General features: G+C 73.5%; 13 protein-coding genes and 1 pseudogene. 6 read left to right on the top strand and 8 right to left on the bottom strand.

Annotated elements, in window-relative coordinates; translation table 11 throughout:
• Positions 1-68: 68 nt before the first annotated feature.
• From ABD385_RS32360 to ABD385_RS32340, 5 genes are all read right to left on the bottom strand, one after another.
• Positions 69-1,013 (bottom strand): NAD(P)-dependent oxidoreductase, encoded by a 945-nt coding sequence (locus ABD385_RS32360; RefSeq protein ID WP_344582710.1) that lies wholly within the window; start codon positions 1,011-1,013, stop codon positions 69-71.
• 110 nt (positions 1,014-1,123) lie between these two features.
• The gene (locus tag ABD385_RS32355; RefSeq protein WP_344582709.1) at positions 1,124-3,214 is read right to left on the bottom strand and encodes a PTS fructose transporter subunit IIABC; all 2,091 of its coding nucleotides are present in this window, start codon (positions 3,212-3,214) and stop codon (positions 1,124-1,126) included.
• Positions 3,207-4,220, bottom strand: a complete 1,014-nt coding sequence (pfkB, locus tag ABD385_RS32350; RefSeq protein ID WP_344582797.1) for a 1-phosphofructokinase — start codon at positions 4,218-4,220, stop codon at positions 3,207-3,209. The genes ABD385_RS32355 and pfkB overlap by 8 nt, the downstream gene beginning before the upstream one ends.
• An 85-nt stretch (positions 4,221-4,305) precedes the next feature.
• Positions 4,306-5,103: a DeoR/GlpR family DNA-binding transcription regulator gene (locus tag ABD385_RS32345; protein WP_344582707.1), complete on the bottom strand. Its 798-nt coding sequence runs from the start codon at positions 5,101-5,103 to the stop codon at positions 4,306-4,308.
• Positions 5,104-5,474: 371 nt separating this feature from the next.
• Positions 5,475-6,476 carry a sigma-70 family RNA polymerase sigma factor gene (locus tag ABD385_RS32340; protein ID WP_344582705.1) on the bottom strand — a complete coding sequence of 334 codons (1,002 nt, stop codon included), beginning with the start codon at positions 6,474-6,476 and terminating at the stop codon, positions 5,475-5,477.
• A 186-nt stretch (positions 6,477-6,662) separates the two neighbouring features.
• Here ABD385_RS32340 and ABD385_RS32335 point away from each other — a divergent pair, with 186 nt between their 5' ends.
• The gene (locus ABD385_RS32335) at positions 6,663-7,190 is read left to right on the top strand and encodes a GNAT family N-acetyltransferase (protein WP_344582704.1); all 528 of its coding nucleotides are present in this window, start codon (positions 6,663-6,665) and stop codon (positions 7,188-7,190) included.
• Between the two features lie 132 nt (positions 7,191-7,322).
• On the top strand, positions 7,323-7,907 hold the full coding sequence (locus ABD385_RS32330; RefSeq protein ID WP_344582702.1) for a hypothetical protein: 585 nt from the start codon (positions 7,323-7,325) through the stop codon (positions 7,905-7,907).
• Between the two features lie 86 nt (positions 7,908-7,993).
• Here ABD385_RS32330 and ABD385_RS32325 read toward each other — a convergent pair whose 3' ends face one another.
• A complete protein-coding gene (locus ABD385_RS32325; RefSeq protein ID WP_425585527.1) occupies positions 7,994-8,560 on the bottom strand; it encodes a pyridoxamine 5'-phosphate oxidase family protein in 567 nt (188 codons plus the stop codon).
• 386 nt (positions 8,561-8,946) lie between these two features.
• Between ABD385_RS32325 and ABD385_RS32320 the strand changes: the two genes are divergently transcribed.
• Both ABD385_RS32320 and ABD385_RS32315 read left to right on the top strand, forming a co-directional pair.
• Positions 8,947-9,999, top strand: coding sequence for a questin oxidase family protein (locus ABD385_RS32320; RefSeq protein ID WP_344582701.1), 1,053 nt, complete (start codon positions 8,947-8,949; stop codon positions 9,997-9,999).
• Between the two features lie 327 nt (positions 10,000-10,326).
• Entirely contained in the window at positions 10,327-10,824 is a 498-nt protein-coding gene (locus ABD385_RS32315; RefSeq protein WP_344582699.1) for a MarR family winged helix-turn-helix transcriptional regulator, read from the top strand.
• Between the two features lie 156 nt (positions 10,825-10,980).
• Here the strand turns inward: ABD385_RS32315 and ABD385_RS32310 are convergent, their stop codons facing one another.
• Both ABD385_RS32310 and ABD385_RS32305 read right to left on the bottom strand, forming a co-directional pair.
• The gene (locus ABD385_RS32310; RefSeq protein WP_344582697.1) at positions 10,981-12,510 is read right to left on the bottom strand and encodes an MFS transporter; all 1,530 of its coding nucleotides are present in this window, start codon (positions 12,508-12,510) and stop codon (positions 10,981-10,983) included.
• 304 nt (positions 12,511-12,814) lie between these two features.
• Positions 12,815-13,465 (bottom strand): TetR/AcrR family transcriptional regulator, encoded by a 651-nt coding sequence (locus tag ABD385_RS32305; RefSeq protein WP_344582696.1) that lies wholly within the window; start codon positions 13,463-13,465, stop codon positions 12,815-12,817.
• 418 nt (positions 13,466-13,883) lie between these two features.
• Between ABD385_RS32305 and ABD385_RS32300 the strand changes: the two genes are divergently transcribed.
• Together ABD385_RS32300 and ABD385_RS32295 are read left to right on the top strand one after the other, a co-directional pair.
• Positions 13,884-14,048, top strand: a complete 165-nt coding sequence (locus ABD385_RS32300) for a hypothetical protein (protein ID WP_344582694.1) — start codon at positions 13,884-13,886, stop codon at positions 14,046-14,048.
• A pseudogene (locus ABD385_RS32295) lies at positions 14,036-14,263 on the top strand (M6 family metalloprotease domain-containing protein); the annotation flags it as partial. The gene ABD385_RS32300 and the pseudogene ABD385_RS32295, both read left to right, overlap by 13 nt.

Raw genomic sequence — 14,263 nt, 5'->3', positions numbered from 1 at the left:
GCGGTGACCGCCCTCCGGGAGGAGCGGTCACCGCCTCGTCGTGCGTGCGGCCCGGTGCGCGCGGCGGGTCACGCCGGCGGTGCCCCGGCGTGCAGCAGTTCCACCACCGACCCGAGGCTCTCGTGGCCGTGCCCGTCCGCGACCCGGCGCTTCATCAGCTCCCACAGCGGACCGAAGAGCTCCGTGCTGACGCCCTGCGCCCGGCTGACGTCGCCGATCCCGTCGTGCGCGACCTGCATGGCGAGGTGGGAGCCGGTGGCACCGTAGTCCCCGGCCGCCACCTGCGCCGCCATCGCGAGCAGTTGGCTGTCGGCCATCGCCCGCAGCCACGGCACCAGCAGGTCCCGGGTGAACGCGTCGACGTTCCCGCCCGCCGACCGCACCAGGGCCGCGGCGTGCAGGAATCCACCGAACATGCCGTACATCCCGGTCAGCAGCGCCAGGTCGTGCAGCGGCGCCGCCCCGGGATCCGCGCCCAGGTAGACGCTTCGCGCCATGGCGTCCAGCACCCCGCGATGCGCCGCGAAGGCGGCCTCGGCGCCGCTGTAGAGGACGAACGCCTGGGGTTGCCCGATGATGTCCGGAACGGCCATGACGCCGCCGTCGAGGTAGTGCGCGCCGAGCCCGGCGACCCGCTCAGCGAGCACCCGCGCCTCGGCCGGCGAACCGTTGGTCACGTTCACCACGACGCGGCCCTCAAGCGCCGCACCGGCGCCGTCGTCGGCCAGCAGCGGCGCGATGTCGGCGTAGTCCAGGATGCAGACGATCACGACCTCGCTCGCGGCGATCGCCGCGGCCGGGGACGCGGCGCGCCGGGCGCCCTCGGCCACCAGCGCATCGGCCTTGTGCGCCGTGCGGTTCCACACCGTCACCCGGTGGCCGGCCGCCAGGAGCGCCGACGCCAGCGCCCTGCCCATGTCCCCCAGGCCGAGCACCGCGACGTTCTCCGGCGTCGTTCCCGCACTCGTGCGTTCCCCGGCCGTCTGCGCCCGGCCCGTGTTCTCCGTCGACATCACGGAACTGCCCCCCGCCTCGTTCTTCGCACTGATCACTTGCCGATCAGTTGCTGATCACTTGCCGATCAGTTTTGGCGGGAGGGCAGTTCCGGACAAGTACCTACTTCTTAGTGGGTGGTTACCTCTCGGTGCGTGCTCACCTGGGGGTGCGGGGCGTCGGCGGCGGGTCCGTCCGTGCCCGGAGTTCCGGCCGCCGGGGTCCGGAGGCTCTTGAGGAGGACGACCAGGGCGGCGCTGACGACGGTGCCGGCGGCGACGGCGAGCAGGTAGAGCAGCGGCTGGCCGATCAGCGGGACCACGAAGACGCCGCCGTGCGGGGCGCGGAGGGTGCAGCCGAAGGCCATCGACAGGCCGCCGGTGACCGCCCCGCCGACCATCGCGGAGGGGATCACCCGCAGCGGGTCGGCGGCGGCGAACGGGATGGCGCCCTCGGTGATGAAGGACGCGCCGAGGACCCAGGCGGCCTTGCCGTTCTCCCGTTCGGCCCGGGTGAACAGGCGGCCCCGCACGGTCGTGGCCAGCGCCATCGCCAGCGGCGGGACCATGCCGGCCGCCATCACCGCGGCCATCACCTTCAGGCTGCCCGGGTTGGGGTTGGCCAGGCCGCCGACCGCGAAGGCGTAGGCGACCTTGTTCAGCGGCCCGCCGAGGTCGAAGCACATCATCAGGCCCAGGAGCACGCCGAGGATGACGGCGTTGGCTCCGGAGAGGCCGGACAGCCAGCCGGTGAGGGCCTCCTGGAGCGCGGCGATCGGCTTGCCGACCACCAGGAACATCAGGAAGCCGACCACCGCCGAGGAGAGCAGCGGGATGACCACCACCGGCATGATGCCGCGCAGCACCGGCGGCACGTCGATCCGTTGGATCGCCCGCACCACCGCGCCCGCCAACAGGCCGGCGATCAGCCCGCCCAGGAAGCCGGCGTTGACGGTCAGCGCGACGGCGCCGCCGACGAAGCCGGGGACCAGGCCGGGTCGGTCCGCCATCCCGTAGGCGATGAAGCCGGCCAGGACCGGGACGAGGAAGCCGAAGGCGGTGCTGCCGACCTGGAAGAACAGCGCCGCCCAGCTGGCCGACTCGGTCCACAGGAAGTGGTCGGCGACCGACGGCGCCTTGTCGACGGTGTAGCCGCCGATCGCGAACGCCAGGGCGATCAGCAGCCCGCCCGCGGCGACGAACGGGACCATGTAGCTCACGCCGGTCATCAGCCAGGTGCGGAGCCGGGTGGCGTAGCCGTCGGCGGCCCCGGCGCCCTCGTCCATGGGGGCGGCGCGGCGGGCGGACGCGTCGGGGGCCGGGACGGGGCCCCGGGCGGCCTTCTCGCGGACCTCGGCGATGAGTTCCGCGGGACGGTTGATGCCGGCCTTCACCCCGACGTCGACGAGCGGCTTGCCGGCGAACCGCTCCCGGTCCCGCACCTCGACGTCGTGCGCGAGGATCACGCCGTCGGCCGCCGCGACCAGCTGCGGGTCGAGGCGCTGGAAGCCGGCCGATCCCTGGGTCTCGACGGTGAGTTCGACCCCGGCCGCCCGCGCGGCCTTGGCCAGCGATTCGGCGGCCATGTAGGTGTGCGCGATGCCGGTGGGGCAGGAGGTGACGGCGACGATGCGGAACGGGGCCGGGGCCGGGGCCTCAGGGGTGGCCGTGGGGGCGGCGGACGGGACCTCGGGACTCGTCGGCTCCGGAGCCGACTCCGACTCCGACTCCGACTCCGACCGCGGCTCCTCTTCCGGCTGTTGCTCCGGCTGTTGTTCCGGCTGTTCGCCCCGGATGAGTGCCGCCGCCCGCGCCGGCTCGACCGCCGACCGCAGTGCGCCGGTGAACGCCTCGTCCATCAACTGGCGGGCGAGCGACGACAGGATCGACAGGTGGTCCGCGTCGCCGCCCGTCGGAGCCGCGATCAGGAAGATCAGGTCGGCCGGGCCGTCCGCGGCGCCGAAGTCGATGCCGGCCGCGCTGCGCCCGAAGGCCAGCGTCGGCTCCGTGACGTGTGCGCTGCGGCAGTGCGGGATGCCGATGCCGCCGTCCAGCCCGGTGGGCATCTGGGCCTCGCGGGCGGCGACGTCCGCGAGGAACCCCTCCAGGTCGGTGACCCGACCGGCGGCGACCATCCGTTGCGCCAACGACCGGGCGGCGGCGTCCTTCGTGGCGGCGGACAGGTCGAGGTCGACCAGGTCCGCGCTGATCAACTCACTCATCGCGGGCTCCCTTGCGCGCGGTACCGCCGGGCGGGCGGTGGGGACGGGGTGCGGGCGGATCGGGGACCGGTTCCGTCAGCGGCCGGCCGAGCGGCACTTCGGCGCTCAGCACGACCCGTTCCGGGGCCAGGTCCGCGGGCGTCGGCATCAGGCTGCCGGGGAGTTGCACGGCGGCCGCGCCGTGCGCCACCGCCGCGGCCAGCGCCGGGGCGCCGCTGCCGCCCGCGGTGAGGAAACCGGCGAGCGAGGCGTCCCCCGCACCGACGTTGCTGCGGACGGCGGCGACCGGGGCGCTGCCGAAGCGGGCGCCGTCCGCGTCGACCAGGAGCTGCCCGTCCGCCCCCAGCGAGGCCAGGACGGCCCGGGCGCCCCAGGAACGCAGTTCCTCGGCGGCCTCGACCGCGTCGCCGACGGTCGTCAGCGGGCGGCCGACGGCCTGGGCGAGCTCCTCGGCGTTGGGTTTGACGACGTCGGGGCGTTCGCGCAGGGCCGCGGTCAGGGACGGGCCGGAGGTGTCCAGGGCGATCCGGGCACCGGCGCGGTGCGCCCTGGCGACCAGTTCGGCGTACCACTCGGGGGCCAGGCCGCGCGGCAGGCTGCCGCAGCAGGCGATCCAGTCGGCACCGGCGGAGCCCTCGCCGACCGCGGTCAACAGCGCCTCGGACTCCTCGGGGGTGAGTTCCGGACCGGCCGCGTTGATCTTCGTCAGGGTGCCGTCGGGTTCGGCGACGGCGATGTTGGAACGGGTCTGGCCGGCGACCGGGACGCCCGCCACGTCGATGCCCTCGGCCCGCAGCAGCCCGGCCAGCGCCGCGCCCGCGGGACCGCCCAACGGCAGGACGGCGCGGGTGCGGTGGCCGGCGGCGGCGACCGCACGGGAGACGTTGACGCCCTTGCCGCCGGGGTCGACGCGGTCGGCGGTGGCCCGCAGCACGGCGCCGCGCTCCAGCGCCGGGACCTCGTAGGTGCGGTCCAGGCTCGGGTTGGGGGTGACGGTGAGGACGATCATGGGTGTACCGGTCCGGTGGGGTGGGCGACGCGGGTCGCGGTCGTGGCGGTGGCGGCGTGGCGGGCGGGCCCGTGGGGCGGCGTCATGCGCGGACCACTTCCGTGCCGGCGCGTTCGATGGCCCGCGCGTCCTCGGGGCTCAGCCCGGTGTCGGTGATCAGCAGGTCGACGTCCGCGAGGTCGCCGAACCGGGCGAAGTGCTGCTGCCCGAACTTGGCGGAGTCGGCGAGCAGCACCACCCGGCGGGCCGCGGCGATCAACGCCCGCTTGACCGCGGCCTCCGCGAGGTCGGGCGTGGTCAACCCGCCCTCCAGGGAGAAGCCGTTGGTCGCCAGGAAGAGCACGTCGGCGTTGATCTCCCGGTAGGCGCGCAGCGCCCAGTCGTCGACCGCAGCCCGGGTGCGGTGCCGGATCCGGCCGCCCACGAGGTGGAGGGTGAGGCCGGGGTGGTCCGCCAGCCGCGCGGCGACCGGCAGGCCGTGGGTGACCACGGTCAGTTCGGCCTCCAACGGGATCTCCGCGGCGAGCCGGGCCGCGGTGGTGCCGGCGTCGAGGATCACGCTGCCGGGGCCCTCGCCGCCGGGCAGTTCGGCGAGCGCGGCCCGGGCGATGCGCTGCTTCTCGTCGGCGGCGACCGCGTCCCGCTCGGCGAGGTCGGGTTCGAAGTCCAGGCGGCCGGCCGGGATGGCGCCGCCGTGCACCCGGCGGACGAGACCGGCGCGGTCCAACGCCTTCAGGTCACGCCGGACGGTCTCGGCGGTGACCTGGAACTCCTCGGCGAGGGAGAGCACGTCGACCCGCCCGCGCTCACGGGCGAGCCGCAGGATCTCCTGCTGGCGCTCGGGGGCGTACCTCTGCATCTGCGTCCGTGTCCGTTCCATGCCCGAACCTGTGGTTTCACCGGGATGCTACGCCCACACCATCCCCAAGTAAACAGATACGGGCATCCAATCGGACTCAAACGGGCATGATCACGCATGACGGGCCCCCTCCGGGCACGCGTGGGCCCACCCGGGCACACAGCACGCCCTCGTACACGAACCCGTGGACGCCACCCCTTGGACACGACCCCGCGGACACAAAGGAGCCCCGACGCCGTCACGGCACCGGGGCTCGCCCAAAAAACGCCTGCACCCAGGGCCGACGTCACCGCCGGCCCGGCATCACCGCGGGCCTGACGTCACCGGCGGGCCACCGCGGAACCCCGCGCGCCCGACGTCACCGTCGTGCGGGCCCGCCCCGGGGACGCGGCTCAGGCCGCCGCGTCGAACCCGGTGTCCCGCGCCATCCGCTTCAGCTCCAGCAGCGCGTGCTTCTCGATCTGGCGGATCCGCTCACGAGTCAGACCGTGCTGCTTGCCGACCTCCGTCAACGTCCGCTCGCGGCCGTCGTCGATGCCGTAGCGGGCCTTGATGATCGAGGCGGTGCGCTGGTCGAGGCGGTCGATCAGGTCCTCCAACTCCTCGCTGCGCAGCAGCGTGAGCACCGACTGCTCGGGCGAGGCCGCGGAGGTGTCCTCCAGCAGGTCGCCGAACTGGGTGTCGCCGTCGTCGTCGACCGACATGTTCAGGCTGACCGGGTCGCGGGCCCAGTCCAGGACGTCGGTGACGCGGGCCGCCGTGGAACCCAGCTCGCCGGCCACCTCCTCCGGCTCCGGGTCGCGGCCGTTCTCGCGGTTGAACTCCCGCTGCACGCGGCGGATCCGGCCCAGCTCCTCGACGAGGTGGACGGGGAGCCGGATCGTGCGCGACTGGTCGGCGATGGAGCGGGTGATGGCCTGGCGGATCCACCACGTCGCGTAGGTCGAGAACTTGAAGCCCTTGGCGTAGTCGAACTTCTCGACGGCGCGCACCAGACCGGCGTTGCCCTCCTGGATCAGGTCGAGCAGCGGCAGGCCGGCGCGGGGGTAACGGCGGGCGACGGCGACGACGAGGCGCAGGTTGGACCGGATGAAGACGTCCTTCGCGCGCTCGCCCTCGGCGGCCAGCGCTTCCAGCTCCTCACGCTGGGCGCCGGCGGCGTTGCCTTCGGTGATCTCGCCGTCCAGGATCTGCTGGGCGTAGACGCCCGCCTCGATGGTCTGGGACAGCTCGACCTCCTTGGCGGCGTCGAGCAGCGGCGTGCGCGCGATCTCGTCGAGGTACATGCCGACCAGGTCGCGGTCGGCGATGTCTCCGCCTGCTGCGCGAACGCTGTTGGCCTGGCCAGAGCCGGTGGTGCTGGCCTGACGACGGGCGACGGCACGGGTTGCCATGCGGATGCTCCCTTAGCGCTGAGTCGGTCGCGGGACAGTGGAGCGGGTCGTCGGCCTGGGGACCGCGTGCGGCCAACCGGCTGACCCGTCCGAAGGAAACAACGGCCGGAATCCGGACAGAATTCCCAAGCCGTCCTTCGATTTTTCTGATCATGCAGTACCCTGCGCCGTCACGAGGGAGGACAGATGTCGCCTGAGCGCGGGGAAGTGCAGGTCAGAGCGGGCGCCGAGACGGACCTCACAGCCCTTACGGATCTTTACAATCACTACGTCCGTGAGACGGCCATCACATTCGACACGGAGCCCTTCAGCCCCGACCAACGTCGCCCGTGGTTGCTCTCCCACCCCAAAGACGGTCCGCACCGCCTTCTGGTTGCGCGGTCCGCGGGAGAGGGGGACGGCTCCCTGCTCGGCTACGCGACCAGCAGCGCCTTCCGCCCCAAGGGCGCGTACGTGACCTCCGTGGAGACGACCGTGTACTGCGCGCCGGAGGCCGGCGGCCGGGGCGTCGGCACGCTCCTGTACCGGGCGCTCTTCGCGGCGCTGGCCGACGAGGACGTGCACCGCGCCTACGCCGGGGTCGCCCAGCCCAACGAGGCGTCCGTCCGGCTGCACGCCCGCTTCGGCTTCCGCCCCATCGGCACGTTCACCGAGGTGGGACGGAAGTTCGACCGCTACTGGGACGTCGCCTGGTACCAGAAGGACCTGCGGTAGGCGCGGGACGGACCGGCGGACGCTCCGGCGCCGCGCGGGCCGCTCCCCTCGCCCGCGGGGCCGCTCCGGTTGCCGGCGCCGGTGCCCGGGTGTCGCCTGGACAGGAAGAAGGGCGAACGAGAGGAGCCCGTCATGGACCAGCACGCGCATGGCGACCAGCCCGCCCGCCGGGGCGAACCGTCCGGCGCCCGGGCCGCCCGCTCGCACGGCACCGTCGAGCCGGAGCACGGCGCGTCGGCCTCCGGCCCCGCCGAGCACGCCGCCCCCAGGCGCTCCGTCGCCGACACGATCCGCCGCGCCCCGCTCACCGTGACGCTGCCGATCATCGCGGCGCTCTGCTTCGGCTGCTACACGATCTGGATGGACCACACCAACGGGGCCAAGGGCGGCCAGGCCGCGCTCCTCGGGCTGATCGCGGCGGTGGTCACCGGGATCCTGGGCGTCACGTTGGCGCACTTCCAGTCGAGCATGCTCACCGAGTCCCGCGCCCTGGCCTACGGCGCGCTCTTCGGGGCGTCGATGGGCTGGCTCTACTCCCTCGGCGGCAGCCGGCCGTCGGTGCTGGCTTCCGTGGCGTGGGGCATCGGGATGTTCTTCGCGATGTTCCTCGTCTCGCTCTACGTCTTCCGCACCCACCGCAAGCGCGAGCCGCACGGCCTGCACCGCCCCCACGAACCGCACGCGGCCGGACGCCACCGCCTGCACGCCGCACACTGACCGCACCCGGGCGACCGCCCCCAAGTGCGAGGCTGCTCCACCCCCTTGACGCAGCGTCGACCGACCGCACCCCCTCCCCGGCCAACTCAGCCCTCCAGCACCTCCAGCACTTCCAGCACTTCCGGATCCTCCGACGTCCGTCGCATCGTCCGCAGCGGCCGGCCCGGCCGCCAGACCTCCAACTTCATGAACGGGGCCTCGACGGACGTCCGCGCCACCTCCGTCAGCAGCGCCCGGAAGAGATGGAACGGCTCCGGCGGCTGCACCGCCGCCGCGTACCGCGCCGTCAGGCCCGGATCGCTCACCTCGACCGCCCGCCCGGACACCCGCACGTCACCCCCGGCCAGGTCCGTCCCGCCGCCGGGGTTGACGTGCAGTCCGAACCGGGGGTCCCGCCGCAGGTCCTGCACCTTGCGCGAGCCCGCCATCATGCCCAGCCACAGCTCCCCGTAGCGGAAGTCCGCCTCCAGCCCGGTCAGTCGTGGCGCGCCGTCCTTGCGCAGCGTGGCCAGCACGTGGTGCCGGTGCAGTCCGAACCGCTCCCGCACCAGCGCGGCGAACTCCGGCACCGCCGCCTCCACGGCCGCCCAACCGACCGCCTCGCCTCCGGCCCCCGCACCGCTCCCGTTCCGTCGTCCACGCGCACGCGTCATGCCGTCCAGGCTCCCGCCCAAACCCGACACCCTCCGTCCGGATTCCCGTCCGGAATCCGCATCCGAGGTCCGCATGACCGAGCCCCCCCCCCACCCGCCCTGCACACCCTGCACGCCCTGAACCAACCCAACCCCCTTCCGTACCCGCCCACTTCAGCGCCTCACCCGTCGACTTCAGCGTCGCACCGACCACTGACAACGCCCCGTCGCGCCGCCGGCGTCCCTGCTCGTGGCCGCGCGGCACCCCCGCCCGCCGGCCGGCCGCACCGCGCCCCCTGCCGCGTTCCACCACCCGCCGTAAGACCAAGGCCGTAGTCCCACCGGCCGGTTGGGGATCCGTCCGCGGCCCGTTACCCGGCCCCGGGGCCCGGTCCTAGCCTCGGTCCATGGATACGACGAGCGGCACACTCGACGAAGCCCTGGAACGCCTCCACACCACCGGGCCCGAGTTCAAGGGTTTCCTCAGCAATCACGGCCCGATGGCCGTGGAGGCCCTGGTCCGGCACGGCCAGGCGCGCACCGTCCACCGCTGGCTCGACGACTACGCCACCCGGCTGGAGGACGTACCGAGCACGCGGACCACGATCACCGAGGCCAACTGGCAGGAGGCGCTGGGCGATCCGCGCCGGGTCACCGACTGGACCGCGCACCTGACCCGCCAGGTCGCCGAACGCCCCTGGCGGGAGGTGCTCGCCGAGTGGTGGCCCCGGCTGCTCCCCGGCATCGCGGGCGCCGCCACCCACCCGGTGATCCGCGTCGGCCACGCCGTGCGCACCCTCCTGGAGCAGGGCGAAGAGGAGCCGCGGATCGCGGAGTTGGCGCACGCCATCGGCTACTGGGCGGCCCGCCACACCACGCTGCCGGTGTCCGTGCGACCGAGTGGCACCGCCGCCCCCGACGACGCGCTCGCCACGCTCCCGCACGTCGCCGACCAACAGACGTCGGTCGTCGACGGACTGGCCCAGCTCCCCGGCACTCAGGGCTGGCTGGCCGCCGCCGAGTCGCTGCGCGCACCACAGGGGCCCGAGGACGCGCGCGAGCAGCTGGCCGCGCTGGTGCGGGCCGCCACCCACCGGTACCTGGACTACGGCCACGGCAACGCGGTCCTCCTGGTGCACGCGGCCACCGCGCCGAACGCGATCCTGCGCACCCTCCCGGTGCTCCCCCGCGAGCTGTGGGCGCCCTCGCTCGCGGCGGCCTGGACGGCGAGCGCCGCGCTCACCTCCGTCTACAGCCCGGCCGAGCCGTTGCCGGCCCTCAAGGCCGGGGCGCTCACCCCGCAGGAGGTCTTCGAGCGGGCCGCCGCGCACGGCGACGAGCACGCGATCAAGCTGACCGACACCGCCCTCGACGTGGCGTCCTGGACCCCGGACGGCGACGACCGCGCCCTGCTGGCCGCGCTCCGGTCCATGGAGTTGATCACTCCGGGCGAGGACTGATCGCGCCGGCGGCTCACCGGCGCCGCTCCGGACGTCCGGGCACGCGGGCGGGGCGGCGCCCGGACGGCACCCCGGCCGAGAAATGGTTTCGACATTAACGACATAACGGCGCCACGGCGTCACACTGGCGTTATCCGACCGCCCCGCGACGCCGGCCGTCCCACCGCGGGGCGCACGCACCTGCGGCCGACCCGGATCCCCCGCGCCCGGGGCCCCGCACCGCGCCGTTCGTCGGCACCGGCCCCCCGACCGGAAGAAGACCGTTCTCAGCCGAACCAGCATTGTTAAATATTCAATAATTAGCATGGCGGTGAGAGAGTGGATGGCATGAGCAACGAATCCGCGACCGAGCCGCGCTGGCTCGACGACGAGGAGCAGCACGCCTGGCAGGCGTACCTCCACGCCACCACGCTCCTGGAGGACCACTTGGACCGCCAGCTCCAGCGTGACGCCGGGATGCCGCACGTCTATTACGGCCTGCTCGTCCAGCTCTCCCGCGCGCCGCGGCGCCGGATGCGGATGACCGAGCTGGCCCAGAACGCCAAGATCACCCGGTCCCGGCTCTCCCACGCCGTCGCCCGCCTGGAGAAGAACGGCTGGGTCCAGCGCGAGAACTGCCCGTCCGACAAGCGGGGCCAGAACGCCCACCTCACGGACGAGGGGCTGCGGATCCTGGAGAAGGCCGCCCCCGGACACGTCAACGCGGTCCGGGCCGCGATCTTCGACCGCCTCACACCGGAACAGATCAGCCAACTCGACGAGATCTGCTGCGTGATCGCCGACGGCCTCCAACCGCAGGGCGCCGACCTCCCCTGGCTCCGCTGAGCGTCAGCGGAACGGGGGGAGGCCGGCGCAGCGCCACGCGTTCGGATGGTTTCGGGGCGTGCGGAAGCAAGGGGGCGCAGCGGCCGCACCGGCCGCCCGACGCCGCGCCGGTGTCGGCGCGGCGTCGTCCCGCGGGCCCCGCCCGCCGTCCCGTCCTCAGTGCACCAGCACCGGGACCTGCACCGACTCCTCGGCGCCGGCCGACGCCCCCGCACCGTCGTCCGACGACGCCGCCGGCGAACCGCCGCCGGGCCGCCCGGTGTTGATGAGGGTGAAGGCGATCACCGCCGCCAGGGCCAGGATGCCCACCGCCCACCAGATGGCGGAGGCGTAGCCGTGCACCATCGACTGGAGCTTGAGCAGGTCCGCCGAGCGGGCGCCGGCCGCGTGCGAGGTCGCGTACGCGGTGGTGGCGCTGGCCGCAATGGTGTTCAGCAGGGCGGTGCCGATCGCGCCGCCGACCTGCTGCGAGGTGTTGACCATCGCGGAGGCGACGCCGGCGTCCCGCGGCTGGATCCCGTGCGTGGCCAGCGACATGGCCGGCATGAACGCCGTCCCCATGCCCAGGCCCATCAGGACGAAGCCGGGCAGGATCAGCGCCGGGTAGGACGTGTCCAGGTCGATCTGGGTCAGCACCAGCATGCCGAGCGCGGCGACCGTGAAGCCGGGCGCCATCAGCAGCCGCGGCCGCACCCGGGTCATCAACCGGGCGCCGATCTGCGTCGAACCGGTGATCATGCCCGCGACCATCGGGAGGAAGGCCAGACCGGTCATCACCGGCGTGTAGCCCTTCACGATCTGCAGGTAGTAGGTCAGGAACAGGAAGAGGCCGAACATGCCGATCACGGCCAGGCCCAGCGACGCGTAGACGCCCGCGCGGTTCCGCTCGGCGACCACCCGCAGCGGCAGCAGCGGCGCCGCCACCTTGGACTCGACCACGACGAACGTCAGCAACAGCACGGCCGCCGCGGCGAACAGCCCCAGCGTCACACCCGCCAGCCAGCCGTCCGACTCGGCCCGGGTGAAGCCGTAGACCAGCGAGACCAGGCCGAGCGTCGCCAGGATGACGCCGGGCACGTCCAGCCGGGAGGAGTTGCGGCCCTCCGCGGGCTCGCGGATGACCAGCACCGCGCCGGTCGCGGCGATCACGGCGAACGGGATGTTGACGAAGAACGTCCAGCGCCAGTTCATGTACTCGGTCAGCACGCCGCCGAGGATCAGGCCGACCGCGCCACCGCCACCGGCGATCGCGCCGAAGATGCCGAACGCCTTGGCGCGCTCCCGGGCCTCCGTGAACGTCACCGCCAGCAGCGACAGTGCGGACGGCGCCAGCAGTGCGCCGAAGACGCCCTGCAGCGCCCGCGCGCCCAGCAGCATGCCCTCGTTGAGCGCGGCCCCGCCGACCGCGGAGGCCGCCGCGAAGCCGATCAGGCCGATGATGAAGGTCCGGCGCCGGCCCCACAGGTCGGCGAGCCGCCCGCCGAAGAGCAGCAGGCCGCCGAAGGCCAGCGCGTAGGCCGTGATGACCCACTGCCGGTTGGCGTCGCTGATCCCCAGGTCGTCCTGGGCGGAGGGCAGCGCGATGTTCACGATCGTCGAGTCGAGGACGACCATCAGTTGCGCGAGGGCGATGAATATCAGCGCTTTCCAGCGCCGGGGATCGACGGACGGGACGGTTTCAGGCATGACGGGGTCCACCTAGTGGTGCGTAACGGAACGGAGGCGAAGAACGGGGCAGGACCGAGGAACTGCGGAACTGAGGAACTGCGGAGTCGTGGAGTGCGAAGTCGTGGAGTGCGAAGTCGTGGACTGGTGCGGACGGAAGATCGGGAAGCGGGCGCGCACCCGCGGGGGGAGGGGGACGGATACGGAAGACGACGTCCCGGCGGAGGACACCGGAGGACATTGGAGGACACCGGACACCGGACACCGGAGTCCGGCGGCGCGACGGGCCGGTCGGTCCGGCCCCGCCCGCCTCAGCCGCCGCGGCTCACGAGCAGCGGCGCCTCAGGTCCCCCAACGTGACGGCGCAGCCCGGTAGTTCGGACCGGCCGGGGGCCCGTAGGCCGTCCAGGAACAGCTGGAGGTGCCGGTGCGCGAACCTGTCGAAGTCGTGACAGCCACCGCCCGGCAACGGGCGCGTGAGCTGGGTGAGCGCGACCATCAGGTCACCGACGGCGATGTCGGCGCGCAGCTGGCCGCTGTCCCGCGCGGCACCCATGACGACCTCGATGGCCGCGTCCAGGCGCCCGCGCGCGGCGAGCAGATCGGGATGGGCCGGGTCGATGCCGTCGGAGAGCAACGGGCACAGCGCTCCGATCCGCTCCTCCACCGCGTCGTGGACGAAGCGCCGCAGCGCTTCAAAGGCATCTGACTCCTCGGCGAGGGCACGCTCCGCGCGGTCCGCGATACGGGACATGACGGAAAGCGTGACGTGGTGGATCAACTCCCGGCGATCCGTGAAGTGACGATAAAGCGTCGCATTGCCGACACCTGCGCGTCGAGCGATTTCATCGAAGGGCACCTCGGCGCCGAATTCGACCATCGTCTCCCGCGCGGCCGCGATGATCCGCTCCCGGTTGCGCACCGCATCGGCCCGCAGCCGCGGCGGCACACTCTTCACCCGCACCTCTCCGGACACGTCGGCACACTCCCTTCGCACTCGCCACACCCACGAAACCGGGGAACCACTCCCCGCTTCGCCCAACACCACCTACAAACGGGGATCGGCTCCCCGGATATTTCCCACCCGCCGTGTGACCTGGAGCACATGCGACCGCGCCCGGCGGGGCCCCTCGGCGAGACGGCCCGGCCGACCGGTCGCCACGGCCGCGGGACCGAGGGAACGACCCTTCACCCCCACCCCATCCGACTCCCCCGACCTCACCCCACCCTCCGGCCGGAAGCGAAGCCCCGTACCGCTCCCGGCGGGGACGAGCCCCCGACGTGCGCCGACCATCCCTCCGCACTACCCCAGCCCTCCATTTGACGCATCCCCACGCGCGGGCGAACATCCCCCGTCGCAGGCTGAGCAGCATGAGGCAGAAGGCATCCGCCCAATGACCGGGACGGTCCGCCCGCACCCCGGCCCGGGCGCCGCGCACACCGGACCGCGCCGCACGGCCGCCGGCCCGCCCGCGGCGGACGCCCGCCCGCACCGCACCGCCACCGCCCCGCACCCCGCGCACACCGGCACGCCCGAGGCACCCTCATGCGCCCCCTGACGCACCAGCTCTGCGCCGGCCTGGCGGCGACCGCCACCTGCGTGGCCGCCGCCCTCGCCCTGGCCACCCCGCGCTCCGCCACCGCCGCACCACCACCCCCCGGCACCCAACCCGTCACACCGCCCACCGCAGCCACCGCGGCAGCCTCCACCGCCACCGGCGCCACCACGGCCACCAAAACCACCCCCGCACCCCCCATCGCCCCCCACCCCCCG

Origin of the sequence: Streptomyces lunalinharesii (assembly GCF_039532155.1) — a bacterium.
Taxonomy (GTDB): domain Bacteria; phylum Actinomycetota; class Actinomycetes; order Streptomycetales; family Streptomycetaceae; genus Streptomyces; species Streptomyces lunalinharesii.
This window is presented reverse-complemented; position numbering and strand designations above follow the sequence as displayed.